The 25,200-nt window shown below is 66.1% G+C and carries 25 protein-coding genes; 9 read left to right on the top strand and 16 right to left on the bottom strand.

Going from position 1 to position 25,200, the window contains the following annotated elements; all coding sequences use genetic code 11:
- Nucleotides 1-27: 27 nt before the first annotated feature.
- Nucleotides 28-1,335 (top strand): serpin family protein, encoded by a 1,308-nt coding sequence (locus ACVWY0_RS14810; protein WP_485837353.1) that lies wholly within the window; start codon nt 28-30, stop codon nt 1,333-1,335.
- 126 nt (nt 1,336-1,461) lie between these two features.
- Here the strand turns inward: ACVWY0_RS14810 and ACVWY0_RS14805 are convergent, their stop codons facing one another.
- The gene (locus ACVWY0_RS14805; protein ID WP_485837352.1) at nt 1,462-1,677 is read right to left on the bottom strand and encodes a hypothetical protein; all 216 of its coding nucleotides are present in this window, start codon (nt 1,675-1,677) and stop codon (nt 1,462-1,464) included.
- A 98-nt stretch (nt 1,678-1,775) separates the two neighbouring features.
- Between ACVWY0_RS14805 and ACVWY0_RS14800 the strand changes: the two genes are divergently transcribed.
- A complete protein-coding gene (locus tag ACVWY0_RS14800; protein WP_485837351.1) occupies nt 1,776-2,399 on the top strand; it encodes a TetR/AcrR family transcriptional regulator in 624 nt (207 codons plus the stop codon).
- Here the strand turns inward: ACVWY0_RS14800 and ACVWY0_RS14795 are convergent.
- Nucleotides 2,396-3,292 carry a hydroxymethylpyrimidine/phosphomethylpyrimidine kinase gene (locus ACVWY0_RS14795; RefSeq protein ID WP_485837350.1) on the bottom strand — a complete coding sequence of 299 codons (897 nt, stop codon included), beginning with the start codon at nt 3,290-3,292 and terminating at the stop codon, nt 2,396-2,398. The two genes, ACVWY0_RS14800 and ACVWY0_RS14795, sit on opposite strands and share 4 nt — an antisense overlap.
- A gap of 138 nt (nt 3,293-3,430) precedes the next feature.
- Between ACVWY0_RS14795 and ACVWY0_RS14790 the strand changes: the two genes are divergently transcribed.
- Nucleotides 3,431-4,147, top strand: coding sequence for a queuosine precursor transporter (locus tag ACVWY0_RS14790; RefSeq protein WP_485837349.1), 717 nt, complete (start codon nt 3,431-3,433; stop codon nt 4,145-4,147).
- Nucleotides 4,148-4,291: 144 nt separating this feature from the next.
- Here the strand turns inward: ACVWY0_RS14790 and tgt are convergent, their stop codons facing one another.
- The 5 genes from tgt to ACVWY0_RS14765 form a co-directional block, all read right to left on the bottom strand.
- Nucleotides 4,292-5,638: a tRNA guanosine(34) transglycosylase Tgt gene (gene tgt / locus ACVWY0_RS14785; RefSeq protein ID WP_485837348.1), complete on the bottom strand. Its 1,347-nt coding sequence runs from the start codon at nt 5,636-5,638 to the stop codon at nt 4,292-4,294.
- Nucleotides 5,639-5,671: 33 nt separating this feature from the next.
- Nucleotides 5,672-6,397, bottom strand: a complete 726-nt coding sequence (locus ACVWY0_RS14780; RefSeq protein WP_485837347.1) for an SRPBCC family protein — start codon at nt 6,395-6,397, stop codon at nt 5,672-5,674.
- 61 nt (nt 6,398-6,458) lie between these two features.
- Nucleotides 6,459-7,511 (bottom strand): DUF6707 family protein, encoded by a 1,053-nt coding sequence (locus ACVWY0_RS14775; RefSeq protein ID WP_485837346.1) that lies wholly within the window; start codon nt 7,509-7,511, stop codon nt 6,459-6,461.
- 86 nt (nt 7,512-7,597) lie between these two features.
- Nucleotides 7,598-8,137, bottom strand: a complete 540-nt coding sequence (locus ACVWY0_RS14770; protein WP_252566979.1) for an NUDIX hydrolase family protein — start codon at nt 8,135-8,137, stop codon at nt 7,598-7,600.
- A 120-nt stretch (nt 8,138-8,257) separates the two neighbouring features.
- Complete coding sequence (locus ACVWY0_RS14765; RefSeq protein ID WP_485837406.1) at nt 8,258-9,034, bottom strand: VOC family protein; 777 nt, start codon at nt 9,032-9,034, stop codon at nt 8,258-8,260.
- A 76-nt stretch (nt 9,035-9,110) separates the two neighbouring features.
- On the opposite strand from ACVWY0_RS14765, the gene ACVWY0_RS14760 reads away from it, so the two are divergent.
- Nucleotides 9,111-9,728 (top strand): YdeI/OmpD-associated family protein, encoded by a 618-nt coding sequence (locus ACVWY0_RS14760; protein WP_485837345.1) that lies wholly within the window; start codon nt 9,111-9,113, stop codon nt 9,726-9,728.
- A gap of 54 nt (nt 9,729-9,782) precedes the next feature.
- On the opposite strand, the gene ACVWY0_RS14755 is transcribed toward ACVWY0_RS14760, so the two are convergent.
- The 4 genes from ACVWY0_RS14755 to ACVWY0_RS14740 form a co-directional block, all read right to left on the bottom strand.
- Nucleotides 9,783-10,937: an ABC transporter ATP-binding protein gene (locus tag ACVWY0_RS14755; RefSeq protein ID WP_485837344.1), complete on the bottom strand. Its 1,155-nt coding sequence runs from the start codon at nt 10,935-10,937 to the stop codon at nt 9,783-9,785.
- Complete coding sequence (locus tag ACVWY0_RS14750) at nt 10,934-12,526, bottom strand: ABC transporter permease (RefSeq protein WP_485837343.1); 1,593 nt, start codon at nt 12,524-12,526, stop codon at nt 10,934-10,936. Before ACVWY0_RS14750 ends, ACVWY0_RS14755 begins: the two co-directional genes overlap by 4 nt.
- A 4-nt stretch (nt 12,527-12,530) precedes the next feature.
- Complete coding sequence (locus ACVWY0_RS14745) at nt 12,531-13,586, bottom strand: iron ABC transporter substrate-binding protein (protein ID WP_485837342.1); 1,056 nt, start codon at nt 13,584-13,586, stop codon at nt 12,531-12,533.
- Nucleotides 13,587-13,754: 168 nt separating this feature from the next.
- Nucleotides 13,755-14,918, bottom strand: a complete 1,164-nt coding sequence (locus tag ACVWY0_RS14740) for a glycoside hydrolase family 76 protein (RefSeq protein ID WP_485837341.1) — start codon at nt 14,916-14,918, stop codon at nt 13,755-13,757.
- A 103-nt stretch (nt 14,919-15,021) separates the two neighbouring features.
- On the opposite strand from ACVWY0_RS14740, the gene ACVWY0_RS14735 reads away from it, so the two are divergent.
- Nucleotides 15,022-15,831: an SDR family NAD(P)-dependent oxidoreductase gene (locus ACVWY0_RS14735; RefSeq protein ID WP_485837340.1), complete on the top strand. Its 810-nt coding sequence runs from the start codon at nt 15,022-15,024 to the stop codon at nt 15,829-15,831.
- Nucleotides 15,828-17,078, top strand: a complete 1,251-nt coding sequence (locus ACVWY0_RS14730) for an acyl-CoA dehydrogenase family protein (RefSeq protein WP_485837339.1) — start codon at nt 15,828-15,830, stop codon at nt 17,076-17,078. The genes ACVWY0_RS14735 and ACVWY0_RS14730 overlap by 4 nt, the downstream gene beginning before the upstream one ends.
- Before the next feature lie 46 nt (nt 17,079-17,124).
- Here ACVWY0_RS14730 and ACVWY0_RS14725 read toward each other — a convergent pair whose 3' ends face one another.
- A complete protein-coding gene (locus ACVWY0_RS14725; RefSeq protein WP_485837338.1) occupies nt 17,125-17,961 on the bottom strand; it encodes a DUF1684 domain-containing protein in 837 nt (278 codons plus the stop codon).
- A gap of 213 nt (nt 17,962-18,174) precedes the next feature.
- On the opposite strand from ACVWY0_RS14725, the gene ACVWY0_RS14720 reads away from it, so the two are divergent.
- Complete coding sequence (locus ACVWY0_RS14720) at nt 18,175-18,855, top strand: NADPH-dependent F420 reductase (protein ID WP_485837337.1); 681 nt, start codon at nt 18,175-18,177, stop codon at nt 18,853-18,855.
- Nucleotides 18,856-19,007: 152 nt separating this feature from the next.
- Complete coding sequence (gene ppc / locus ACVWY0_RS14715; RefSeq protein ID WP_485837336.1) at nt 19,008-21,830, top strand: phosphoenolpyruvate carboxylase; 2,823 nt, start codon at nt 19,008-19,010, stop codon at nt 21,828-21,830.
- Nucleotides 21,831-21,881: 51 nt separating this feature from the next.
- On the opposite strand, the gene ACVWY0_RS14710 is transcribed toward ppc, so the two are convergent.
- Nucleotides 21,882-22,388, bottom strand: coding sequence for a hypothetical protein (locus ACVWY0_RS14710; protein ID WP_485837335.1), 507 nt, complete (start codon nt 22,386-22,388; stop codon nt 21,882-21,884).
- A 166-nt stretch (nt 22,389-22,554) separates the two neighbouring features.
- Here ACVWY0_RS14710 and ACVWY0_RS14705 point away from each other — a divergent pair, with 166 nt between their 5' ends.
- Entirely contained in the window at nt 22,555-22,860 is a 306-nt protein-coding gene (locus ACVWY0_RS14705) for a hypothetical protein (protein ID WP_485837334.1), read from the top strand.
- A gap of 29 nt (nt 22,861-22,889) precedes the next feature.
- Here ACVWY0_RS14705 and ACVWY0_RS14700 read toward each other — a convergent pair whose 3' ends face one another.
- From ACVWY0_RS14700 to ACVWY0_RS14690, 3 genes are all read right to left on the bottom strand, one after another.
- Nucleotides 22,890-23,507 carry a DedA family protein gene (locus tag ACVWY0_RS14700; RefSeq protein ID WP_252567004.1) on the bottom strand — a complete coding sequence of 206 codons (618 nt, stop codon included), beginning with the start codon at nt 23,505-23,507 and terminating at the stop codon, nt 22,890-22,892.
- 87 nt (nt 23,508-23,594) lie between these two features.
- Nucleotides 23,595-24,272 carry a hypothetical protein gene (locus ACVWY0_RS14695; protein WP_485837333.1) on the bottom strand — a complete coding sequence of 226 codons (678 nt, stop codon included), beginning with the start codon at nt 24,270-24,272 and terminating at the stop codon, nt 23,595-23,597.
- 13 nt (nt 24,273-24,285) lie between these two features.
- Nucleotides 24,286-25,002: an AfsR/SARP family transcriptional regulator gene (locus tag ACVWY0_RS14690; RefSeq protein ID WP_485837332.1), complete on the bottom strand. Its 717-nt coding sequence runs from the start codon at nt 25,000-25,002 to the stop codon at nt 24,286-24,288.
- Nucleotides 25,003-25,200 lie beyond the last annotated feature (198 nt).

Below are 25,200 nucleotides of genomic sequence, written 5' to 3'. Positions count from 1 at the left end.
CCGCCCTTGTGTGCCGGGGAGGCGACAGTGGTGTTTCGTTTTCAGCGGGCGGTGGCCTTGGGTGCGGTGCTGGGACTGGCAGCATGTGCGGCCCCGGCCCCCGCGCCTCCGGAATTGGTCAAGGCCGACGGCGTGGAGCGGGTTTCGGTGGACCGCGCGGCCTATACCGCCGAGCTGCGTTCCTTCCGGGCCTCCGCCCTGGGCCTCGGGGAGGCCCTGCTGGCCGACGGCGGCGACGGCGCCAACGGGAACGTCGTGTCCTCGCCCGGGAGCCTGCTGATTGCCCTCGCGATGCTTCGCTCCGGCGCGTCGGGCGAGACCGCGGCGGAGATGGACAGCGTCCTGGGACTCCCCGCGGAAAATCGCGATGAGGCCATGAACGCGGTCCTCACCTCGCTGGAGAAGTTCGACGGCGACCCCGGCGCAGTGGATGAGGACAACCCGCCGCGGAAACCGGTCATGCATGCCGCCAACGGGCTGTTCGTGGACAAGGGTGTGCCCACCGGCGAGTCCTTCCTGGACACCCTTGCCCGGCACTACGGAACGGGCGTGTATCCCGTGGACTTCAGCGATGAGGGTGCCACGAAGCCCGCCATCGATGCGTGGGTCAACAGGAACACGGGTGGCCGGATCAAGGAAGCGCCGGCCAAGTACGATCCCAGGAACACCTTCAGCCTCCTCAATTCCCTGTATTTTGCCTCCGCCTGGAGCGCGCCGTTTGACCCGAATGCCACTTCGGACCTCCCCTTCACAACGGCCGCCGGCGAGGAAATCTACGCGCCTACCATGCGCAACGAGCTGGAGATGAAGTACGCGGAAGGTGCCAGCTGGCAGGGCGTGGACCTTCCCTACTCCGACGGTTTCGTTATGCGGCTGGCTCTGCCGGCAGCCGGAGCCGACGCGGACGCCGCCGCCGGGTCCCGTCCCGCCCCCGCGGCCTTCGGCGCAGCCACGCTCACGGAAATCGCGGACGCCTTCGACACCGCCGCGCCGGAGACGGTGCAGATCCAGTTGCCACGCTGGGACCACAAGTCCAGTTTTGACCTGCGGAAGGTGTTTGGGTCACTGGGCCTCCAGAAGACGCTCGAAACCACCGAGGACTTCAACAACATCCAGCCCAAGATGATGATCACCCAGGCCGCGCAGGCCGCCAACATCACAGTGGCCGAAAAGGGCACGATTGCCGCCGCGGTGACCCAGATCAACGGAGCTGTCACCAGCGCTCCGCCGCAGCCTCAGCGGTCCATCAGCTTCGACCGGCCGTTCCACTACCAGATCGTGCATGTGGAAACCGGCCTGCCGCTGTTTATGGGGAAGGTCGCCGACCCGCGGTAGCCGTGGCTTCCCTGGCCTGAGCCTAACTACTGGTCTTGCGGGAAATGCGGCGTCGCAGCAGGGCGCCGTACCCGGCAAAGAGCCGCGGCACCACGAGGTAGACAGCAGCCGGAACCACCACGAGCGTCAGTACGAGTGCCCGGAGCCCGTGTGCCAGCCCTCGGTCAGGGGCGCCACCAGCATCATGCCCACGGCCACCAGCGGAAAGATGGCCAGCCACGTGATGACGGCGCGGACGTGGATGGACGGCGCCTGCGGCACCGGTCCGTGAGAAGTGACCGGAGCCTGAGTAGGGGCGGCTGGCGCGGGAGCAGTTGCTGTGGGGACGAGGGTGCTGTTCATGGCTAACTCCAACTAGTTGGTTGCTTTTGATAAAAGCGAGACTAGTACGGGCTCCACAAAAGTGCAACTACCTGGTTGGAAACGGGTAGAATCGTGGCATGGCCTGGAATACTGAGCGCACGAAAGCACTGCTGCTGACTGCCGCCACCGAGGAGTTCAGCGACAAGGGCCTTGCCGGCGCGCGGGTGGACCGCATTGCGGCGGCGGCGGGCGTGAACAAGGAACGCATCTACCAGTACTTCGGCAAGAAGGATGAGCTGTTCGACGCCGTCCTTGCCGCTGAACTGGTGCGGGTGATGTCCGAGGTCCCCATCGAAGGTCATGGCGCGGCGTCCATCGGAGAGTACGCCGGAAGGCTTTTTGACCGTCACACGAACGACGGCGCCTTGGCCCGGCTCCTGTTCTGGGAAGGCCTGGAGCGCGGGAGAAATACCGTGGACCGGGCCACACGCGCTGACCACTGCACCACAAAAGTGGACCAGATGCTGGCAGTTCTACCCGGAATCGACCGCACGGATGCGGCCGACCTGGTCCTCACCATCGTGACGCTGTGCGACGGCTGGACCGTGCTGCCCCAGATCGACGCACTCTTGGCGGGCTCCGCTCCGGACCGCCTGGACCGCCGTCGGGCCTTCATTGTGCGGACGGCCACGCTGGTGGCCGGCGCACTGCTTGAAGAGGCGCAGGTCGAAGCGGCGCGGCGCGTAGACGTAAGAGGCTAGCGCGCGCCACCCTGCCAGAGCGCGTCGAACGGCGCGCCGGACGCCACCCGGTTGCGGATTCCGGCGGTGACAAAGTCCTTGGCGGCCCGGGCAGCCTCCAGCGGCGTGGCGCCCTTCGCCAGCTCGGCCGTCACCGCCGCGGCGAGGGAGCAGCCGGCGCCAGACACGGCCACTTCGCCCACCTTGGGAGCGCTGAGGACTTCGAGGGTCTCGCCGTCGTAGTAAACGTCGACGGCGTCCGGGCCTGCCAGCCGCACGCCGCCCTTGGCCAGGACCGCGGCGCCGCTGAGCTCGTGGATGCGGACTGCTGCGGCTTTCAGGGATTCGACGTCGGTGATCGCCAGGCCGGACAGCGATTCGGCTTCTAAGTGGTTGGGTGTGACAAATGTGGCCAGCGGCAGGATCTGCGCCTTCAGGGCCTGGTCCGTGTCCAGTGCGTGGCCCGGCTCCTGGCCCTTACAGATCAGCACCGGATCCAGCACCACGTTGCGGAACCGGCCCGTTTCCAGCGCCGCGGCGACCGTACTGATGGTGGCCGGGCTGCCCAGCATGCCGATTTTCACGGTGTCCAGGACCGGCCGGCCTGGAGCCGACGGCTCTCCCGACGCACTCTCGAAGGCGGCGCCCGGCGCCGGACCGTAGGCCGCCGTCGTGGCTTCCAACTGGTCCGCAATGACCTGCTGGTCCACCGGCACGAATCGGTGGTTCCAGTTGTCGCTCGGATCGAAGGACACGATGCAGGTCAGGTTGGCGATGCCAAACACGCCCAGCTCCTGGAACGTCTTCAGGTCGGCCTGGGCTCCGGCGCCACCCGTCGCTTCGGACCCAGCGATGGTCAGGACGACGGCGGGAGCGGACACGGGGGACTGGAGGGCAGCTGAAGCTAAAGTCATGGCACTATCCTGCCATCCGGCGTCTGGCCCTATTGTTCAGTGGGAAAATGTCGTGACAGTGCTAATACAGCCGGCGTCCCGCGCAACTTTGATTGAGGGATCGGTACGCCGAGCGAACCACTACGAATGGAATCTCCCATGCCTTCCCCCTCAGGCCCTTACGCCCTGCCCGTCGCCAATTCCGCCCGGACGGCGCCGAAATTCGCATCAATCGGCTCGCCGTACTTCGGCATCATGCTGGCGTTTATGGCCGTGGTGCTGATCCTGTCCAACATCGGGGCGTCCAAGGGCGTCGCGATCGGACCGATCATCACCGACGGCGGCTTTTTCCTCTTCCCGCTCGCCTACATCCTGGGCGATGTGATCAGCGAGGTCTACGGTTTCAAGGTGGCGCGCAAAGCCATTGTCACCACCTTCGCCTTGTCCGTCTTCGCCTCTGTTTGCTACTGGGTGATCATCGCCCTGCCCGGCTTTGATGACGAGTTCGGCACGTCCAAGCAGGCCGCCCTTGAGGGGGCCCTTGGTCCGGTGCCGCAGATTGTGCTCGCCTCGCTGTTGGCATTCCTGGCCGGCCAGACCATCAACTCGTGGATCCTTGTGAAGATGAAGGCCCGCTCCGGGGAGAAGTCACTCTGGGCGCGGCTGATGGGTTCCTCAGGCGCGGGCGAGTTCGTGGACACCCTGATTTTCTGCAGCATCGCGGCCTCCGTCATCGGCATCACGGATTTCGGCACGTTCCTGAACTACGTGGTAGTGGGCTTTGTTTACAAGACACTCGTGGAGTTCCTGTTTGTGCCGGTGACGTCCCTCGTGATCGGCTGGATCAAGAAGCGCGAACCGAGCTACGGGGTCTGAGCGGCCATCCCCGGGCCACCATTTCGACGGTTCCCTGCGCAGACGATGTTCGCAGTCATCGAGTGGGCAGGGAACCATCGAAACGGCGCGGAGGACGACGGCGGGACGCAGGGAAGGCGGGCGGGCAGCGAGCCGGGCCGGCGCTTACGAGTAGTACTGCGCCAGGGTCTCGGCCTTGAACTCGAAGAAAGTCCCGGCTTCGATGGCCAGCCGGGTATCGTCCACCATCTTCACCACAAAGCGCTCATTGTGGATGGAGATCAGGGTGGCGGAGAGCATTTCCTTGGCCTTGAACAGGTGGTGGATGTACGCGCGCGAGTAGTTGGCGCAGGCGTAGCAGTCACAGCCCTCCTGGAGCGGCCCGAAGTCGCGCTTGTACTTGGCTCCGGACAGGTTGAAGCGGCCTGCGGGCGTGTAGAAGGCGGAGTTGCGGGCCACGCGGGTGGGGGAGACGCAGTCGAAGGTGTCCGCGCCGTTCTCGATGGCCGTGAAGATATCGTCCGGCTCAGAAATGCCCAGCAGGTGCCGCGGCTTGTCCTCCGGTAGCTCCTCGTTGCACCAGCGAACAATCGTGCCCAGGTTTTCTTTCTCCAGCGCCCCGCCGATGCCGTAGCCGTCGAAGTCCATGGCGCCAAGGTCCCGGCAGGCCTTCCGGCGGAGGTCCTCATACTGGGCACCCTGGATCACACCGAATAGCGCCTGATACGGCTTCCCCACACGGGACGTGGTCAGCCGGAAATGCTCCTCCAGGCAGCGCAGGGCCCACAGCCGCGTGCGCTCCAGCGATTCCTCCTGGTAGCCGCGGGAGTTCTGCAGCGTGGTCAGCTCGTCGAAGGCGAACGTGATGTCCGCGCCGATCTGGTGCTGGACCTGCATGGAAATTTCGGGGGAGAAACGGTGGCGGTCGCCGTTGAGATGCGATTTGAACCAGACACCGTCGTCGTCGATGTGGGCCAGGCGTTCCTTGCCCGGAGCCACGGCGTCGTCCGGCCCGGACGTGTCCACCGATTTCATGTCGATGACCTTCTTGAACCCGGACCCCAGGCTCATCACCTGGAACCCGCCGGAGTCCGTGAAGGTGGGCCCGGACCAGTTCATAAACGAGCCCAGCCCGCCGGCCTCGTCCAGGATGTCCGCGCCCGGCTGCAGGTACAGGTGGTAGGCGTTGGCCAGCACGGCCTGCGCGCCGAGTTCGGCGATGGACTCCGGCAGCACGGATTTGACTGTGGCTTTGGTCCCGACGGCGATGAACGCTGGGGTGCGGATCTCGCCATGCGGGGTGGTGATGGTCCCCGTGCGGCCCAGGAATTCGCCGCCGTTGGCAGCTGCCTGAGCAGACGACGGCGCAGAGCTGTCAGCAAGGCGGGTGCCAACGGTGAAGGAGAACTGCGACTGGTCGGCTGGAGCGGCGGAGCCGGCCGCCGCTGCGACGGGATCAGCTGAGACGGCCGAAACGGAGACGGATGGCGCGGGGGCGGGGTTGGCTGGCACGGTTCCAGTGTGCCAGCAAACGCCGCCGATCCCTCAGTGGGCCGTTTCCGATGTGGGGTAGTTCTCAGCCCGCCAACTGTCCCAGAGCGAATGGATGGACTCCATTTTGTGGGCACCCAGATCGAACGTCGAGGCGATCACCATGGCGCCGCCGTGGGGCCTCACACCTTCAATGACGGGCTGGTCCGCCACGATCAGCAGGCCGTCGCCGTGCTCCGCATAGCTGTGGACGGTGAGCCCCACCTGGTGGTTGCTGCGGAACCAGACCTTGCCGGTGATCTCCTCCCCTGTGGACAGCGTCAGCCCGTACGTCTCACCCGGCGCAGGCACGTCCGACAAGCCCAGCTTTTCGATGGCGGAAGCCGGCTCGCCGGGAAATTCGAAGAACATCGTGTGCCGCTTGCCGTGCGGGTGGTGTTCCAGCGCGAAGCGGAGTTGCTGCAGGAACGTCAGCCAGCCTTGGGTGATGTCCTCGTCCCAGGCCGCCCATTCCGAGTTGTGGTCCAGGGCTGCCCGCGTGACACTGACCAAAGTCCCGGCGGACACTGGTTTCAGGTCAAAGACGTCGCCGCCGTTGGTGGTCAGGCTGGTGTGGTCCGGGGCTTCAACGACGTTTCTGCTGAAGTAGATCCCGTCTATCTCATCAGCCAGTTCATCGGCCTCCCAGCCATGCCACTGGGCAACTTTGGCAGGTTCACGCAGCATGGTCCAGACCTGCGGCGCATCAGCATTTATCACCACGCTCAGATTGTTCGTCATAGCCCGAATCTACAACGCGGGCGCAGCCCCGGGTAGGGGGCAATTCCCCCACCCCGACGGCTTAGGCCCGGACGGCCTCGAGTTCGTTGCTGATCCGGCGCTGGAGTTCGCCGACCCCGATCGTCTCAGACCCGCCGTGTGCCCGGAGGAACAGCAGGGATTCGAGACGCAGCAGCCGCCACTCCCGCTCGGCCTCATGGTTGGAGTTGTCGATCGAGCGGAAGATCTCTTTGTCGTACAGGTTGGGTTCGTTCAGCGAACGCTGGCGCACCTTGGCGTTCATCCGCGCCTTGAACGGGTCCGTTTCCTGGTTTTCCGGCAAACGCAGCAGCTTTTCATAGACTTCGGCGCGCTCCTCCTGCCGGTCCTGGCGGCAGATGAAGCTGGACAACGCCAGCGACGCCTCCACGGACGCCCACCGGCCCGGGTTGCCGTCGAACGGGAGGACGTTGAGCAGGTCCGCCACGGCGAGCGCCCCGTCCGGATCCTCGAGCGTGATGAACAGTTCGTGGGCCAGGTCGCTGAGGTCCTTGAGGCAGCTGCCGGACTTGAAGTTGATGCCCTTGGCCAGCTTGTCCGCCAGCAGCAGCACCCCAACGGCGTCCGGGTGGGCTTCCGCGGCAGCCTCCACCACCGCTTCGGGTGTGCCCTGCGGCGCCGGAATCCGCGCCAGTTCTTCCGCGGACGGGCCGCTCATCGCGGGCGGGATGGCCGGCAGGGGAGGTACGACGACGGCGGGAGCCGCCGGGGCCGCCCCCGCTTCTCCGGTGTGCTGGGGTTGTTCGGCAGGGGGTTGCGCCGCGACCGGAATCTGCGTGACGGCGTCGGGCGTTGTGTCCTGAATGGGGGTGTCCTGAACCGTGGTGTCCGGAACCATGATGACCCGGACTGTTGTGTCCAGGATCTTTACGGTGGAGCCGGCTGCGATGCGGAGGGTGCCGCCGCCGGTGAGGTTTGCCAGGACTACCGCAGGGGTCCCGAAATCATCCGGTTCAAACTCCACGTGCTGGATTTCGGCGGTGCGTTCACCGTCGGGGAGGAGGAGCTGATCGCCGGTGGTCAGAGATCCAGCCTGCTGTTCGCTGTAGTGCCTGGCGGCTGGGTTTTCGGTCATGGGAGTCCTTAAGTTCTCTTGCGGTCCGCCCTACAGTCTACAAAGCGGGGCCCTGGAAGTCGGGGACGCCGGGGAACCCGCGGGCGTCAGTTACCCACTCCCGCAAAGGCCAGCGCCTGGCGGACCAGGGAGCCGCGGCCGCCGCTGAATTCGAGCTGGACGTCGGCGCTGAGCACTTCCGCCGGAGTCATCCAGGTCAGTTCCAGGGCGTCCTGGCGGGGTTCGCATTCGCCTGTCACGGGGATGACGTACGCCAGGGACACGGCGTGTTGGCGGTCGTCGGTGAAGCCGGTCTGGGACGGGGCCGGGAAGTATTCGGCCACCGTGAAGGGGACCGGGCTGATGGGGAGCTGCGGAAAGGCGAGCGGCCCCAAGTCCTTTTCCATATGGCGCAGCAGTGCGGCGCGGATGGTCTCGCGGTAGATCACACGGCCCGATACCAGCGACCGGATCATGTTCCCGTCCTCGTCGGCCTGCAGCAGCGTGCCAACCTCGTTCACAAAACCCAGCGGATCCAGCCTTACCGGCACGGCCTCCACATAGATCATGGGGAGCCTCCCGCGGGCCTCAAAAAGGTCTTCTTCGGAGAGCCAGCCGGGATTGGGGTCAGGAGTGCGAACGTTCATGGTTAAGTTCTACCCCATCGGACGGCCGAGGACCGCTGAGGGGTGAGCTATCAGCGTAAAGCGTCGCCCAAAGCGCCGGAATCTCACCCGCCGGTCGGTGCACGCCGGATCACGGCCGGATCACTCTGCGGCGAGGCGCTGCGAGATCCAGAGAGTGGGCGGGACATGCGGGGCGGTTGTGGCTGCGGCTGTGTCGGCGGTACCGGAGCTACCTGCGCTGCCTGCGGCGTCCGGGTTGGCCACGTGCAGGGTCCGGCCGAAGGCTTCCTCGGTTTCGCTAACGTCCAGCCCGGCGGCGGTGAGCCGGTCCCGCAAGGCGCCCAGATCGCCGTCGTACTCAAATCCCAAGCCGGACCGCGATGGCCCGGATGCCGGCCGCACCATCAGCACCCCGCCGTTCTTGGCGGTAAAGTCGGCGGTTTCGTCGGCGTCCGGGACAGGGCGGAACCTGGCGCCAATGTCCTGCAGCGTCACGGCGGCGGCGCCGGGATCCTCCGTAAACCAGACCCCGACGACGGTCAGGGCCGGATCAGCGTCAGCCGAGTTGGGCTTCCGGGCGCCTTTGTCCGCCAGGAAGCTGAAGCCGTCCCGGCCGGTGATGCGGCAGGACTCGCCGTGGTCGGCGGCGATGAGTTCGGCGACGGTGTTCCCGGATTCCTCCGCTGTCAGTGTGGTGCGCCGGGCGAATTCCGCCAGATCGCCCACCTCCACGCCCAGGGCAGTGGTGCCGTCGTCCGTGGCGCCGGCGTCGGCCACATGCACGGCCAGCCTGCCGGAACCGGCGTCGAACTCCCGCCATTCGCCCTGCTCAACGGTCTTGGCCAGGCCCAGGGCAGCCAGGAGCTGTTCCCAACTGTCCGGCCGGGAGGTGAAATGGACGGGTCTGACACGCAGCATGGGTTCCTCCTCGAATCCGGACAGGTCGGCTACCGCCATCATGCCACTTCCTGCAGAAGGCGGGCAGAATAGGGCCATGGCCATTGAACTCGAGGAGCTGCTGGTAGCGGACGCGGCGAAGTGGCGGCTGTGGCTGGAACAGCACCACGCCACCAGCCCCGGCGTGTGGCTGGTGCTGCATAAGAAGGGCGGCAACACTACCGAGTTGGATTACGAGGCGGCGTTGCAGGAGGCGCTGTGCTTTGGGTGGATCGACGGCCAGGGCAAAAGGCGCGACGACGACAGTTCCTTCCAGCGGATGACCCGCCGCGGCCCGAAGAGCGTCTGGTCGGCGCGGAATGTGGACCGCATCGGGCAGCTCGAGGCTGCCGGCAGGATGACGGCGGCGGGCCGTGCTGCCGTCGATGCCGCTAAGGCGGACGGGCGCTGGGAGGCAGCCTATGTGGGGCAGGCGACGGCGGAAGTCCCGCCGGATCTGGCCGCCGCGATCGCCGCCATCCCCGCGGCCCAGGCCATGTTCGACGTCCTCACCTCCGTGAACCGGTATGCCCTGATTTACCGGACGAATTCCGTGAAGCAGGCGTCCACGCGGGAACGGAAAATCGCCGGCTTTGTGGAGATGCTGGCCCGGGGCGAGGCACCGTATCCGCAGAAGAAGAAGCCCGCAGACCCGCCGACCCACCCAACTGAGTAGCCGTAAGTGTCGTTTTGAGGGCTCATAACGACAGTTGCGGCTACTCAGTTGGGGTTAGTCGTCGAGCGGGAAGGCGACGGCTTCGCCAACCACCCGCAGGCAGAGCTCCATTCCGGGCCGGGCAATGGAGGCGTTCCAGTGGCGGATGGTGATAATTTCGCCGCCGCCGGGGTAGCGGTGGTCGGTGCCGGCCAGTTCGGGCGGCACAGAGAGTTTGAGGCGAACGGTGGTTTCCGGGCCGAAGTAGTCGGTGTCCACCACCACGCCGCGAATGGGGCCATCCTCGGCAATGCGGATCTGCTCAGGACGCAGCATCAGCTGCACACGGCCCTGGGCAGGCGGGCGGCGCACCGGAATTTCGCCCAGTGAGCACGTGGCCAGCGAGCCTTCCATCCAGGCGTCCAGGATGACGGCGTCGCCTAGGAACTCCGCGGTGGCGCGGTCGGCGGGGCGGGTGTAAACCACAAACGGGTTGCCGATCTGGGCTAGCCTGCCGCCGCGCATCACGGCCACCTGGTCCGCGAAGGACAGGGCCTCGGCCTGGTCGTGGGTGACCAGGATGGTGGTGACGCCGGCTTTGTTGAGGACCTTGGCCACGGCCCGCCGGGTTGCCACGCGCAGGCCGGCGTCCAGGGCTGAAAAGGGCTCGTCCAGCAACATCAGTTCGGGTTCGCGGGCCAGGGCGCGGGCCAGGGCCACACGCTGCTGTTGCCCGCCGGAGAGCTGGTGCGGCCGCCGCTTGGCCATGGAGGCGTCCAGGGAGACCATGTCCAGCAGCTCGCTGATGCGGCCCGCGGCCCCGCGGCGGCCACCCGCGAGCTTGGCCGTGTCCAGGCCGAACGCGATGTTCTGGCCCACCGTCAGGTGCGGGAAAAGCGCCCCGTCCTGGGCCACGTACCCCACGTGGCGCTTATGCGCAGGCAACCATACGCCGTCGCCCGCCACCTTGGTGCCGTTGAGCGAGATGCTGCCGGTGGCCGGGTGTTCAAAGCCTGCGATGAGCCGCAGGAGGGTGGTCTTGCCCGAGCCCGATGGCCCCACGATGGCGGTGGTGCCGCCCTTGGCGACGGACAGGTTGACGCCCTTGAGGACGGCCTGGGACGCAAAGTTCTTGGTGACGTCGGCAATCTGCAGGTGGCTGTTGGTGGAGGGAGCCACGGACGGCGCGATCCGCGGTTCCGGAAGCCTGGAGGGGGATAGTTCGGTCACTGTCCGGCCACTTTCTTGGACTGCTGGAAGAGAAGGTAAGTCATGGGTGCCGAGAGCAGGATCATCAGTAGGGCGTAGGGCGCGGCGCCGGCGTAGTCGATCTCGCTGCTCTTGGACCAGAACTCGGTGGCAAGCGTGCGGGTCCCGTTCGGGGAGAGCAGGAGCGTGGCGGTGAGCTCGTTGGCTATGGCAAGGAACACCAACGCCGCGCCGCCCGCGGCAGCGGGAGCGGTGAGCCGCAGCGTGACCCGGATGAAGGCCAGCAGCGGCGGTTTGCCCAGGGCTTGGGCGGCTTCGTCGAGTTCCTTGGGGGCCTGGGACAGGCCGGCGCGGAGATTGACCAGCGCCCGGGGCAGGAACAGCAGGACGTACGCGGCCACCAGCACTCCGGCCGTTTGGTAGACGCCGGGGACCAGCCGGATGCTGACGGTGACTAACGCGAGGCCCACCACAATCCCGGGCAGGGAACTGGTGACGTAGTTGGAGAGCTCCAGCGACTTGCTGAACCAGCTGGGGTGCCGCACTGCAAGGAAGGCCATGGGGAACGCGACGACGGTGGTCACCACCGCACCCGCCAGGCCGTAGCCGAGTGTGGTCAGGAGGGCTGGAGCGAACTCGTCGGCAGCCCAGACCGCGGAACCGCCCGCGGTGATCCAGCGCAGGACGAAGAACACCGGCAGCCCGAAGGCCAGTCCCGTCAAAGCAAGCAGGGACAGCTGCGCCGGAACCTGGTAGGCGTGCAGCGGCAGGCGCAGGGCCCTGGCCTGGGCGCCGGATCCTACGCGGGCGTAGCGGGCCGTGCCCCGGCCGCGGACCTCGACCACCAGCAGGATCAGGCAGAAAAACACGAGGACGCTGGCGAGCATGTTGCCGGCGGTCCCGTTGAACGTGGACTGGTACTGGACCATGATCGCGGTGGTGAACGTGTCGAAACGGATCATGGCGAACGCGCCGTATTCGGCGAGCAGGTGCAGGGCCACGAGGAGGGCGCCGCCGGTCATGGCGATGCGCAGTTGCGGGAGGATCACCCGGAAAAAGACCCGCCAGTTGCCGAGGCCCAGTGCGGCCGCGGACTGTTCGATGGCCGGGTCCAGACGGCCGAGGGTGGCGGCCGCGGGGATGTACACCAGCGGGAAATAGGACAGCGTGGCGATCAGGACCCCCGAGCCCAAGCCGGCCAGGGATGGGACGGCCGAGACCCACGCGTAGCTGTTCACAAACGCGGGAATGGCCAGCGGCGCCGCCAGCAAAACCGCCCAGATTTTATGGCCGCGGAGCTTGGTCCGTTCCACCAGCCAGGCACCTCCGACGCCGAGGGTGATGCTGAGCGGGACGGTGATCACCATGAGCAGCACCGTGTTGAGCAGGAGTTCGCCGACGCGCGGCCGGAAGATCAGTTCGGCGGCGGTGTCCCACCCGGTTGCCGCCGTCATGTACACGACGTATCCCAGCGGAACGAGCGAAAACAGCGCGATGAGCACTGCCAGGATGGACACCGCAGAAACGCCGAAAGGCAGGCGGGGGCTGGTGCCCCGGCCCGCCGTCGTCGTGCTCTCCGCTACAGGGGGAGCCGATAGATCAGTGGTCACTGAATTACAGGAGTCCTGCCTTGGTCATCAGCTCGGTGACCTTCGTGGAGTTCAGCTTGGCCGGGTCCACGGTGGGCGCCTGAAGTTCCTTGATGGGAACCAGCTTGTCGTTGGCCGGTACCTCGGAAGCGATGGCGTATTCGAAGGAGGTGCCGTTCTTGAGGACTTCCTGGCCCTTCTTGCCGGTGATGAACTTCAGGAACGCCTGTGCATCCGCAGCGTTCTTAGACGACTTCAGCACGCCGCCGCCGGAGACGGATACAAACGCGCCCGGGTCCTGGTTCTTGAAGTAGTACGGGGTGACGTTCTTGGAGTTCTCGCCGGTCTTGGCCTGGTCACCGTAGTAGTAGTAGTGGTAGATCAGGGCGGCGTCGACTTCGCCGGCGTTGACTGCCTTCATGGCGGTGCTGTTGCCCTTGTAGGCCGTGAAGTTTTCCTTCATCCCCTTGAGCCATTCCTCGGCTGCGGCTTCGCCCTTGAGTTCGAGCAGCGCGGCGACGATGGCCTGGAAGTCAGCGCCGGACGGTGAAGCGGCCCACTTGCCCTTCCACTCCGGGTTGGCCAGGTCCAGCATGGACTTGGGCAGCTTGTCTTCGCTGATCTTGTTCTTGTCGTACACCAGGACGGTGGAGCGGGCGGCGATGCCCGTCCACTTGTTGGTGCTCGGGCGGAACTCAGCGGGAACCTGCTCGGCGGTGGCCTTGTCGACGTCGGCAAAGAGGCCGGCGTTTTCAACCTGAGCCATCGCGGGGGAGTTTTCGGTGAGGAAAACGTCAGCCGGGGACGCTGCACCTTCCTGGACGATCTGGTTGGACAGTTCGGTGTCCGAGCCCTGGCGCATGGTCACCTTGACGCCGGTCTCAGCCGTGAAAGCGTCGATCCATTCCTTCGTCAGGCTCTCGTGCTGGGCGTTGTAGACCGTGATCTCGCCGGAAGCCTGGCCGTCTGCGGCGGAGGAGCCGGTGGCTTCCGGGGACGTGCTGCCGCCACAGGCGGTCAGTCCGAGGGCTGCGGTGGCGGCGAGTGCGATGCCGGCCAGGGCGCTGTTGCGGATCTTCATCGGGGCTACTTTCTGGGAAAAAGTCTGGCGGACCGTCGGTCCTGGCGAGCCCGGAGTTAGGGTTGGCTCACTCGTGAAACTGTAGGTTAGCCATACCTAAGACACCAAGCGGCATCACCCTTAAGTGATCAGGATCACATGCATTACGGAACTGTTGCGTGCCCTAATTCATTCATGGCTTTTGTGGATGGCCGCTGCGGCCTCCAGCGCCATCCAGGCCTGCAGCTGGGTGGAAAGTTCGACGGCGGCACCTGGCGGGTAGGTTGTGTCCGCCGGTTGTGCCGCGTGGATGGAGAACAGGACGTTCCCAGCCGTGGCTGATGCCGCTCCGCGGCCGGCCGGCCGCCGGCCCGCCCAGAAGGCTTCGGCGGTAGCTGTCACGAGCTCCTTCGCGGTGTTCCGGGCGGACTCCGGGAGCCGGGCATCGACGGCCGCGAGTGCCAGGTACCGGCAGAGAATCCCGGTGAAGAGTCCGCCGTCGCCTGTTCCATCGCAGCGGAGGATGCGCTGCGCCGGTACGGTGAGCTGGTTGGCGACCGCGTCCACCAGTGCCGCGGCCCTGGCGAGGTTGGCGTTGCCGCCGAGCTCCAGCAAGGCTCCCAGTACGGGGCCTTGGTTGTAGGCGTAGAGGGTGTTCTCCACAATCACCTCGCCGGCCGGGCTGAGCCGCGCCCCGTCAACATAGAGGCCCCGGGCCTCGTCAAACAGCACGGCATTGAGCCAGTCCACCAACCGCTGCGCCTTGGCTTGCTGGCCTGTCCGGGCGTAGTAGAGCGCCACGGGGGCGGTGGCCGGCGTGTTCTTGAAGTCGCGCTTTTTGCTCCAGAAGGTCCCGCCGCCCAGGTCATCGGTGGAGGCGGAATCGAACTGCAGGGTCAGCGTCTTGCGGACCCTCGCGTTGCGGCGTCGTCCGGGTTTGCGCGTCTCCTCGGCCAGGCTTTGCAGGCGGTGCGTCGCCAGCGCCAGCCAGGCCATGTCGTCGTAGTAGTTATTGACGAAGGTGAAGGCGTTGCGCACCCGGATGCCCGTGACCAGCCTGGACGCGAGCCTGCCGGCGCTGGGGTGGTGTGCGCCGTTGAACCTTGCCGCGCGGGTGGCTCCGTTGCCCAGTTCGCGGCGCCCGGCATCCACCAGGCAGTCCACGTAGTGCGCCTGCCACCAGTAGTGCCAGGGGTGGAGGAGGTTCTTCAGGTGTTTTGACGGCCATTGCACGGCGGCCAGGTGGGTTCCCGGCAGGAACAGCAGCCGCCGGCCGAAGAGTCCGGTGACGGAGCGGGCCGCCACGTTGGCCCGGTCCTGCCAGTGGGCAGGTTCGGCATCCGGCATGGTCATCCGTTCAGCCTAGTGGGTGCGGCCCGCAGGATTTTCAGTTAACATGCACTAACTAATGTTCCGCGCCGGTCTTATGGTGCTGGGGCCGCATCAAGGAGGATGTATGGACGTCTTGGGTACTGTCGCGCTGATTACGGGTGGGGCTTCCGGGCTGGGCGCTGCCACAGCGAAGCGCCTGTTCGACGCCGGCGCCTCGGTGGTGCTGATCGATCTGCCGTCCTCTGCCGGGGCGGCCTACGCCGCCGAGCTCAACGCCTCAGCGCTGAATTCCGCCGGCGGTTCGGGGGCACAAGCGGCCTTTGTCCCCGCGGACGTCACCAACGAGGCTGAGGTGCAGGCCGCCGTCGACACTGCCGTGGCGCTGGGACCCCTGCGCATTGTTGTGAACTGCGCCGGCGTCGCCACGCCGGGCAAGGTCCTGGGCCGGGACGGCGTCCTTCCGCTGGACACGTTCAACCGCGTCATCCAGGTCAACCTCATCGGGACGTTCAACGTGCTGCGCCTGGCCGCCGCGGCTATGGTATCCACCGAACCGATCAGTACTGAGCTCGGCGGCCCCGAGCGCGGCGTCATCATCAACACCGCCTCCGTGGCAGCTTTCGACGGGCAGATCGGCCAGCCCGCCTACGCCGCTTCCAAGGGCGCCGTCGCCGCCATGACGCTGCCGCTGGCCCGCGAGCTGGCCCGCTCCCTAGTGCGCGTGGTGACCGTCGCCCCGGGCATCTTCGAAACACCCATGATGGCAACGCTCCCGCAGGACGCGCAGGATTCACTGGGCCAGCAGGTCCCGCATCCGTCGCGCCTTGGCCGGCCCGCCGAATACGCCAGTCTGGTGGCCCACATCGTGGAAAATGCGATGATCAACGGCGAAACCATCCGGCTCGACGGTGCCATCCGAATGGGGCCGAAATGAGCCTGCCGCCCACCACCGAGCCCTCCACCACTGAACGGGCGATCGACGAGCTGCCCACCGCCGATTTTTTCGCGTTCGAGTCACTCCTCAGCTCGAAGGAGCGGGCCAAACTGGCCGAGCTGCGGGATTTTCTGGCCACGGAGATCGCCCCCTACGCGTCGGACTGGTGGAACAAGGCGGAGTTCCCGGCGCACATCCTGCCCAAGCTCGCCGCGCTGGAGCTGAGCACACCGGCGCAGCGCGGCTACAGCAACCTGTTCGCCGGACTGGTCATCGCCGAGATGACGCGCGTGGATACCTCGATCGCCACATTTTTCCTGGTCCACCACGACCTTTTTGTGGAGTCGCTCTACGGTTTCGGTTCGGCCGGCCAGAAAGAGCGGCTGCTTGCGGACGCCTCAAGCCTGCGCATCACGGGCGCCTTCGCGCTCACCGAACCCGGCCACGGTTCCGACGTTGCCGGCGGGATGGAAACGAGTGCCCGGCGCATCTCCAGCGCAACGGGAGAGCCCGACGACGACGGCGACGCGTGGGTGCTCAACGGCGCCAAGCGCTGGATCGGGAACGGGACGTTCTGCGACTACATGCTCGTGTGGGCCAAGGACGAGGCCGTGGCTGCCAACGGGCAGGGCGCGGTCCGAGGGTTCATCGTTGATGCTTCCTTGCCGGGCGTGAGCCGGAGCCGGATCGAGAACAAGATTGCGCTCCGGACCGTGCAGAACGCGGACATTGTGCTTAAGGATGTCCAGGTCGCCGAGGCCGACCGATTCGCCGGCATCAGCAGTTTCGAGGACACCAACCAGCTCCTGCGCGGCTCGCGGATCATGGTGGGGTGGCAGGCGGTGGGGCAGCAGCTGGCGGCGTTCGACGTCGCCCGGCAGTACGCCGTCGAACGCCACCAGTTCGGCCGGCCGCTGGCGAAATTCCAGCTCATCCAGCAGCAGCTGGTCACCATGCTGGGCAACGCCGTAGCCAGCATGGCCATGATGGCGCGTATTGCCCAGCTGCAGGACGACGGCGTGGCGGACATGCCGCAGGTTGCCCTCGCCAAGTCCTACACCAGCGCCCGGATGCGCGAGACCGTCGCGCTGGGCCGGTCCCTCCTGGGCGGCAACGGCATCGTGACCGACTACCGGATGGCCAAAATTTTCGCCGACGCCGAGGCCATTTACACCTACGAAGGCTCGTTCGAAATCAACACGCTCATTGTGGGCCGGGCGGTCACCGGCGTCTCAGCGATCGTCTAGGCAGCGAGACCGGGATTTCGGCAGGCTCAATCACCGGGCACGGCGCTCAATCAGCGAGGAGAGGTTGCTTTTCGCCGGCTTCGATCTTCGCGTCGAGGCTGTTGTTCTTCACGGGCATGGGGCAGGTGCCGAACGGGGTGAAGGCGCTGGGGTAGTTGATGGCGCGGTTGAAGTCCAGGACCACCGTGGCCTTCCCGGCCGCATCAACCCGCGGCCTTGGGGTAGAGACTTTCCGCCACTCATCCGTTGATTCGCCGTTTGTCCCGTCATGGAACGTGATGGTCAGCGCGCCCAGTTTTTCCTCCTCGGCGTGCAGCCGGTACTCATGGTCGATCTCCGGCAGCCGGAAAACCACCTCGCCCACCGAATAATGGACGCCGTCCACCAGCGGATTCGCCGTTCCGATCGGGATGGCCGCCGGTTCCGGATACGCCTCGTAGGCGGCCTCAATAACCAGGTCCGGGTTGTAGTCGAACGTGGGCACGCCATCGAACTCCGTCAGCACCGGCGAGCCGGAATCGCGGGTCCGGATGGCGTACCGGTCCGCGCGCATGGCGAGTTCCACTACAACCTGCTGCCTGTCCGCGCCGCCGAACTGCACCCACATCAGGGATTCCTCGTTGGCGAGGGAGGCCGTAATGGTCCCGTCCACCGGCTCGCCGGTTTCCACCAGCGTCAGGCCGTCCTGCGCCGCAGCGGTTAGTGTCGCCGTCGTGCCGTCCGTTGACCAGAGGCCGGGGGCGAGGTCGACGGCGGCGGGGCGGGGTTCCAGCCACTGCAAGGAGGTGAGGGTCAGCCAGCCGTGGCGGGTGGCGAGGGCCTTGTTCCGGTTCGTGCGGAAACGCTGCCAGCGTTCCAGCTGCGCGGCTGCGGTGGTGTGCATGGTTCCTCCAAAAGGGGTTGTGATTCCCCGGCTACGATGTCAAGGCTTACAACCCAGTGCGGACGCCGTCCATTCCACCACGGACCGCCGCGGAGCACCACGGACCTCGCGCCGCGTTGCTGCCCGCAGCCCTTGTCTTGCAGGCGGCGGAGAGTAACGTCGAAAGCGACGGAACCTCGTTTCCGGACTCCCACTGCTGACCTTGGAGGAACCATGAAAATCGCGGTCCTGGGCACGGGTTTCGCAGGCCGGACCCTCGCGGGCGCGCTGTCCGCGCTGGGACACGACGTGGTGGTGGGCACCCGCGACCCGGGAGAGACTCTCGCCCGCAGCGCGCCGGACGCCATGGGCACGCCGCCCTTCAGCGAATGGCACGTAGCGAACCAGCACATAGCCCTGGAAACGTTCGCGGAGGCCGCAGCCGCGGCGGAACTGATAGTCAATGCAACGAACGGAGCAGGCGCACTCAGTGCCCTCAGTGCCGCGCGTTCGACCAACCTGTCGGGGAAAGTGGTGGTGGACGTTTCCAACCCGCTCGACTTCTCCCAGGGCATGCCGCCGGTGCTGAACCCGGTCAACACGGACAGCAACGCCGAACGGATCCAGCACGCGTTCCCGGAGGCGCGGGTGGTCAAAACGCTGAACACCATGAACGCAGGGCTGATGGTTGACCCCGGACGCGTGGGCGGCGGGGAGCACTCGGTGTTTGTCTCCGGCGACGACGCCGGTGCCAAGAACACCGTGACGGCGCTCCTCCAGGAGCTGGGCCACCGCGATATTATTGACCTCGGAGACATCACCACCGCCCGGGGAGCGGAGATGATGCTCCCGGTGTGGCTGCGCCTCTGGTCGGCGTTGGGGACTCCGGATTTCAACTTCAAGATCGTCCGGTGAAGTCAGGCGCGGCAGGGGCGGGGACCGGCGCAATATCTGAGACGGATTCCGCCTTCGCCATCCCGTGCAGGTAGCATCGATAGCTAGTAACGTGGCTCACAGTATCCAGCGCAGTGTACGAGCCAAGTCCGAACCCTCGAAAGACAGTTTCCATGGCTAACACTGCAATGAACTCCTCAACCGACCTCGCCTCTGAACTGAGGGCCGACGTCCGGCGCGTCTCCACGCTGCTGGGTGAGTCCCTGGTCCGCCAGCACGGCCCCGAACTCCTGGATCTGGTGGAGCAGGTCCGCCTCCTCACCAAGGAGTCCAAGGAAGCCGCCCGCGGCGGTGCCGATGCCACCGGACCATGGAGCGCGCACGACGTCGTCGAGCAGGTCCGCGAACTGCTCGGCTCCCTGCCGATCGAGCAGGCCACAGACCTGGTGCGCGCGTTCGCGTTCTACTTCCACCTGGCCAATGCGGCCGAGCAGGTCCACCGGGTCCGCGGCCTTCGGACCCGGCAGGAGAAGGACGGGTGGCTGGCCAAGGCCGTCACTGAAATCGCGGCCCAGGCGGGCCCCGAAGTCCTGCAGGAAGTGGTGAACGGGCTGGACGTCCGCCCCATCTTCACCGCCCACCCCACCGAGGCTTCGCGCCGTTCCGTGCTGGACAAGATCCGCAAGCTCTCGGATGTCCTGGCCGAGCCCACGAAGGAAGGCACCTCCGCGCGCCGCCGCCAGGACCGCCAGCTTTCGGAGGTCATCGACCAGATGTGGCAGACCGACGAACTGCGCCAGGTACGCCCCACCCCGGTGGACGAGGCACGCAACGCGATCTACTACCTCGGCGGCATCCTGACCGACGCCATGCCCGAGATGCTCTCGGATTTCTCGGAACTGCTCGGTGAGCACGGCGTCAGCCTTTCGTCCCAGGACGCACCCATCCGGTTTGGGTCCTGGATCGGCGGCGACCGGGACGGCAATCCCAACGTCACGGCAGCGGTCACCAGGGAAATCCTGCAGATCCAGAACCAGCACGCCGTCCGCATCAGCATCGCTATGATGGACGAGCTGATCTCCATCCTGTCCAACTCCACCGCGTTGTCCGGCGCGGACCAGACCCTGCTGGACTCCATCGACGCGGACCTGAAGAAGCTGCCGGGCCTGGACCGGCGCGTCCTGGAGCTCAACGCCCAGGAGCCCTACCGCCTCAAGCTCACGTGCATCAAGGCCAAGCTCATCAACACGGGCAAGCGGGTTGCAGCGGACTCCACCCATGAGCACGGCCGTGACTACAGCTCCACCGAGGAACTCCTCAACGACCTCGAACTGCTGGAGCTGTCGCTCCGCAACCACTCGGCGTCGCTCGCTGCCGACGGCGCCCTAGCGCGGGTCCGCCGCGCCGTCGCGTCCTTCGGCCTGCACTTGGCCACATTGGACATCCGCGAGCACGCCGACCACCACCATGACGCCGTTGGCCAGCTGATGGACCGGCTGGGCGGCCCCGGCATCCGCTATGCGGAACTGAGCCGTGAGGAACGCTTCGAGGTGCTCGGCTCGGAGCTCGCCTCACGCCGGCCGCTGTCCGGCCACCCGATCAAGCTCGACGGCGTCGCTGACGGCACGTACGACGTCTTCCGTGAGATCCGCCGAGCCCTGCGCACGTACGGTCCGGACGTCATCGAGACCTACATCATTTCCATGACCCGCGGCGCGGACGACGTCCTGGCCGCGGCCGTCCTGGCCCGCGAGGCAGGCCTGATCAACCTGTTCGGCGAATCTCCCTACGCCAAGATCGGTTTCGCGCCGCTGTTGGAGACCGTGGAAGAGCTGCGTGCCTCGGCGGAGATCGTGGACCAGCTGCTGTCCGTTCCGTCCTACCGCGACCTGGTCCGGTTGCGCGGCGACGTCCAGGAAATCATGCTGGGCTACTCGGACTCCAACAAGGAATCCGGCGTGATGACCAGCCAGTGGGAGATCCACAAGACCCAGCGCAACCTGCGGGACGTTGCGGCCAAGCATGGCGTCCGTGTCCGGTTGTTCCACGGCCGCGGCGGTTCCGTGGGCCGCGGCGGCGGACCCACCTACGACGCCATCATGGCCCAGCCCAACGGCGTGCTGGAAGGCGAGATCAAGTTCACTGAACAGGGCGAGGTCATCTCGGACAAGTACTCGCTGCCGGAGCTGGCCCGGGAAAACCTGGAGCTGTCCCTCGCGGCAGTGCTCCAGGGCTCGGCGCTGCACCGGGATCCGCGCACGTCGGACGACCAGCGCGAACGGTACGGGCACGTTATGGAAATCATCTCCGACGGCGCCTTCGACCGGTACCGGAACCTAATCGACCATCCTGACCTGCCCGCGTACTTCCTGGCCTCCACTCCGGTGGAGCAGCTGGGCTCGCTGAACATCGGCTCCCGCCCGTCCAAACGCCCGGATTCCGGGGCGGGGCTTGGCGGCCTGCGTGCCATCCCCTGGGTGTTCGGCTGGACCCAGTCCCGGCAGATCGTGCCGGGCTGGTTCGGTGTGGGCTCTGGCCTGAGGGCTGCCCGTGAGGCCGGAAACTCCGCGCAGCTGGTGGAGATGATGGAGAACTGGCACTTCTTCCGGTCGGTTGTCTCCAACGTGGAGATGACGCTGGCTAAGACGGACATGGACATCGCCGGGTACTACGTGGCCACCCTGGTTCCCGAGGACCTGCACCACATTTTCCGGGCCATCCGTGAAGAGTACGAACTCACGGTCACCGAGATCCAGAACCTTACCGGCGAGAACGTGCTCCTGGACGCCCAGCCCACGCTCAAGCGTTCACTGGAGATCCGGGACCAGTACCTGGACCCCATCAGCTACCTGCAGGTGGAGTTGCTCCGCCGCGTGCGGGCTGCCCAGGGCGCCGAAGGCGGGAGCATCAGCGGCGCCGAGATCGACGAACGGCTCCAGCGGGCCATGCTGATCACCGTCAACGGGGTGGCGGCCGGCCTGCGCAACACCGGGTAGGGCCCATGTTGCACGGCCAGCGGCCCGCTGACCTCTCGGAACGGATCGCTCTTACGGTTCGGGGCAGTGAACATTCGGGTTGTAGGTTGCCAGGACGCCGTCCGGATTTCCTTGCCACAGGTAGGCATGGAGATCGTAATGGATGGGCATATCAGGAGCGTGGCCGGGCATGGGTCCGTCAAATTGCTTTCCGAACATGCTCGGCCGGTCACCGGCGGTTGTCAGGTCCTGGTCAGCATCGACCTTGAACCACTCTGCCGCCACCAGCCTGAGCTGCCCCGTTTCATTCGCCGCATACGTCAAAGCGTCCGGAACCAGCGGGTTCATTCGGCCAAACTGCCAGAAATTGACGTAGTGGTAGCCCATGCCTGGAACGCATTCACCCACGGGTTTGTAGCCAGCTGCGATGGCGGCGCTGACGTCGTGGTACTGGGTGGTGGCCTGTCGCACCTGCGCCAGGTCCCTCTGGCCGGCGGCTGAAGCGCCACTGATGGTTAGCATTGACGCGAACAGGCCTGCGGATACAGCAGCTAACACGCGAATTGTGGTCCGTCTCATGTTCGTTCTTCTTTCCTGATTACCGATTTAAACGATGATTCAAACGATGAGACCGTGGCCAAATTTTAGTCCCGCGCCGCCGGAAAAACCATGGCCCGCAGCTTGGTGCGGGAGAAGGGTTGGGGATTTTGGGGCCAGACGTGAGGGTTGCCATAGGGTTGAAGGCATGCCTTCGTTCCAGACCCGCCTGAAGATCACCGGACTGAAGCCTGGCAACCCGCCGGAAGCCGTGATGGCCGCCGCGCTCGAGGCGTTGGAGACCCGTCACCATGTGGAATCCAACCAGATCGAACTTGCCGCCGGCGTCCCCCAACTGAACCTCCGATTCCTCGTGGAGGCGACCGAATGCAGCGGTGAGAACCAGCAGGCGCGCGAATCGGCAGCGATGATGCGCGACGCCGTCGAACGCGTTGCGCTCACCGGTTCACTGACGGTGCTCCGCCGCAACCGCGGCCGCTGGGCGCCCGTTTAGCTCACTCGGCTTAGCTCAGTCGCCCTAGCTCACTCGCCGGGGGCGGGCTCGTCCACCGGTGAGCGCGTGCCGCGCCGGCGGGTGACAATGATGCCGACGACGGCGCCGATCACCAGGCCCAGCACCACGCCGATCAGCGAACTCGCCCAGAACGGCAGCTTGGTTGCCGATCCCGTGAAGTAGCCCAGGCCCACCAGCCAGCTGGCCCAGAGGACCGCTCCGAGGCCGGCGCACAGGCTGAAACCCCGGGCCGAAACGTCGGCGATGCCCGAAGCCGCCGACGTCGCCAGCCGCCCGCCGGGGATGAAGCGGGCGCCGATGATGGTTCCGTAGGTGGAGGAGCGGCCGGCCTTGGCGATGGCCGCATGGATGCCGTGGTGGACTTTCCGGCCCCAGCGCCAGCGGTCCAGGACGTGGCTGAGCCGGCGCTTGAAGAGCTGGAATACCACCATATCGCCGACCCAGGAGGCCACCGCGGACAGTGCCCCCACCAGGAAGACGTTGGCCCGGCCGTCGGCCGAGAGGGCGCCGCCGGTGATCACCACCATCTCTGAGGGGATGGGCGGGAAGATGGCATCGCCGAGGACCACGGGGATGATCCAGAAGTAGATCGCCGCCCCCCAGCTGTCGGCGTTGCCAAAGTCCATGGCCACAAAGTACCGCACTTTTGCGCGGCAGCACGGCTTGGGCCGGCCGGCGGCACGGACTTGCCGGGCGTTGGGTCAGCGAGTGCCTCAGTACGCGGCGCCGATGTTCCGACGGTGTGGACGTGGGGGTCGGTCGGGAACTTCCCTGGGGACGTGGCTGAGGTGCCGGGCCGCGAGGAAATACCAGTACGGCCAGGCTACCCACGCTGTGGCGCCAAAGGCTATTCCCGCCCCGCCGATGCCCCAGCGGATCCAGGCCGGCGCCTGTTCCACCGCGGTCAGCGCCGCCAAGGGCAACGCCACCACCAAGGCGCCGCCGATGAACTGTCCCAGCTTCGCGAGATCCCGGGGATAGCTGCCCCTCTTGAGCAGTGCCCGGTGGGCCAGCAGGAACCAGCCAGCCTGGACCACCATTGCCCCCACCGAGATGCCAGTGGACACCGTGAAATCGAGCTTCTTCGCGACCAGGAGGAACGAGCTTGCTGATCCTGCGCCGCTGGCCGCGATCACCAGCCATTTGGCGGCCTCAGAGCCGGGTGTGCGGCGCAGGCGCCGGTGAACCTGGACGATCACCGGGATGATCACCAGCTGGAAGACGCCGCCGGTGGCATCGTTGATGGTGCCGAAGACGTAGGGTCCGTTCTTTGGCACTTCGATGGCGTACATGGCGCCCAGTGTTGCCACGCCTACGACGCCCAGGCCGGCGGCCGCGTAGGCGAACTTGGCCGCCATGCGGTCTCCGGGGATTTCGATGAGGGTATCCATGATGATTCCTCGCTCAGTGCGGATGGAACGCCGACACAAGCTCGCTCAGCTGGCTTGAGGGCAGGACGCCGAGTTCGCCTTCCAGCCGGCTGGCAAACATCGTGTAGGCGCGGACCGCGGCGGCCCGGTTCCCGGCGGCCAGATGGGCTTGGACCAGCAGCAGATGGGCCGATTCCCTCAGTGGTTCGATGCTTGCCGCGGACAACGCCGCGATGACAGCTCCGCCGGGTTCGCCGGCCGCCAGAAGTTGCCGTGCCATGAGCTCCAGCGCGCTGAGGCGCAACTGCCGCAGCCGCTCCTGTTCGAAGATCACCCAGTCGTCGTACCAGCCGGGAAGCAGGTCAGCCCTGCTCAGGTCGTCCAGATAACTGTCAGGAATCCGGGCTTCAGGCTGGGCTTGCAGTGTGGCGACGTGGTGCTGCAGCGCCGTGACATCGACCCTGACCGATTCGTGAAGCTCCAGCGTATCCGCGTCCGTCAGGAGAAGGTGCGGGAACGCGTGGGAGATGCACCACACGGTGGTCCGCAGGTTACCGGCAGCTTGCGTTTCGCTGCTCTTCGGCCACAGCAGGCCGGCCAGGAAACTCCGGTGTCTGCAGCCCAGGAGTCCCACACACGCGATGAGCCGCTGTTCCCGGCTGGCCACTGTGACGGTATTGCTGCCGCGGCGCAACCGCCAGGCCCCCAGCAGGCTCAATTGCCAATCCTGTCCGAGAGCCACCGTCGTCATGCCTATCCCCTTCAAGCGACCGGACAACACGCGATACCCCCAGATAACCATCGTGGCACTGGGGCGCATCAAGTCAAGCCAATTTAGAAAGAGGGGGTTTTTGGGCTCTCCTGACTCATCCGTGGGTGCTTTGAGCGCGCCTTAACTGACGCACGCCGCTTTCCGCCTAGGTTTCTGACTGTCTAAGGAACAGAAACT

This window comes from Arthrobacter sp. UYNi723 (assembly GCF_054057635.1).
Note: the sequence above shows the minus strand (reverse complement) of the source record. Positions and strands in the feature narration are given on the sequence as shown.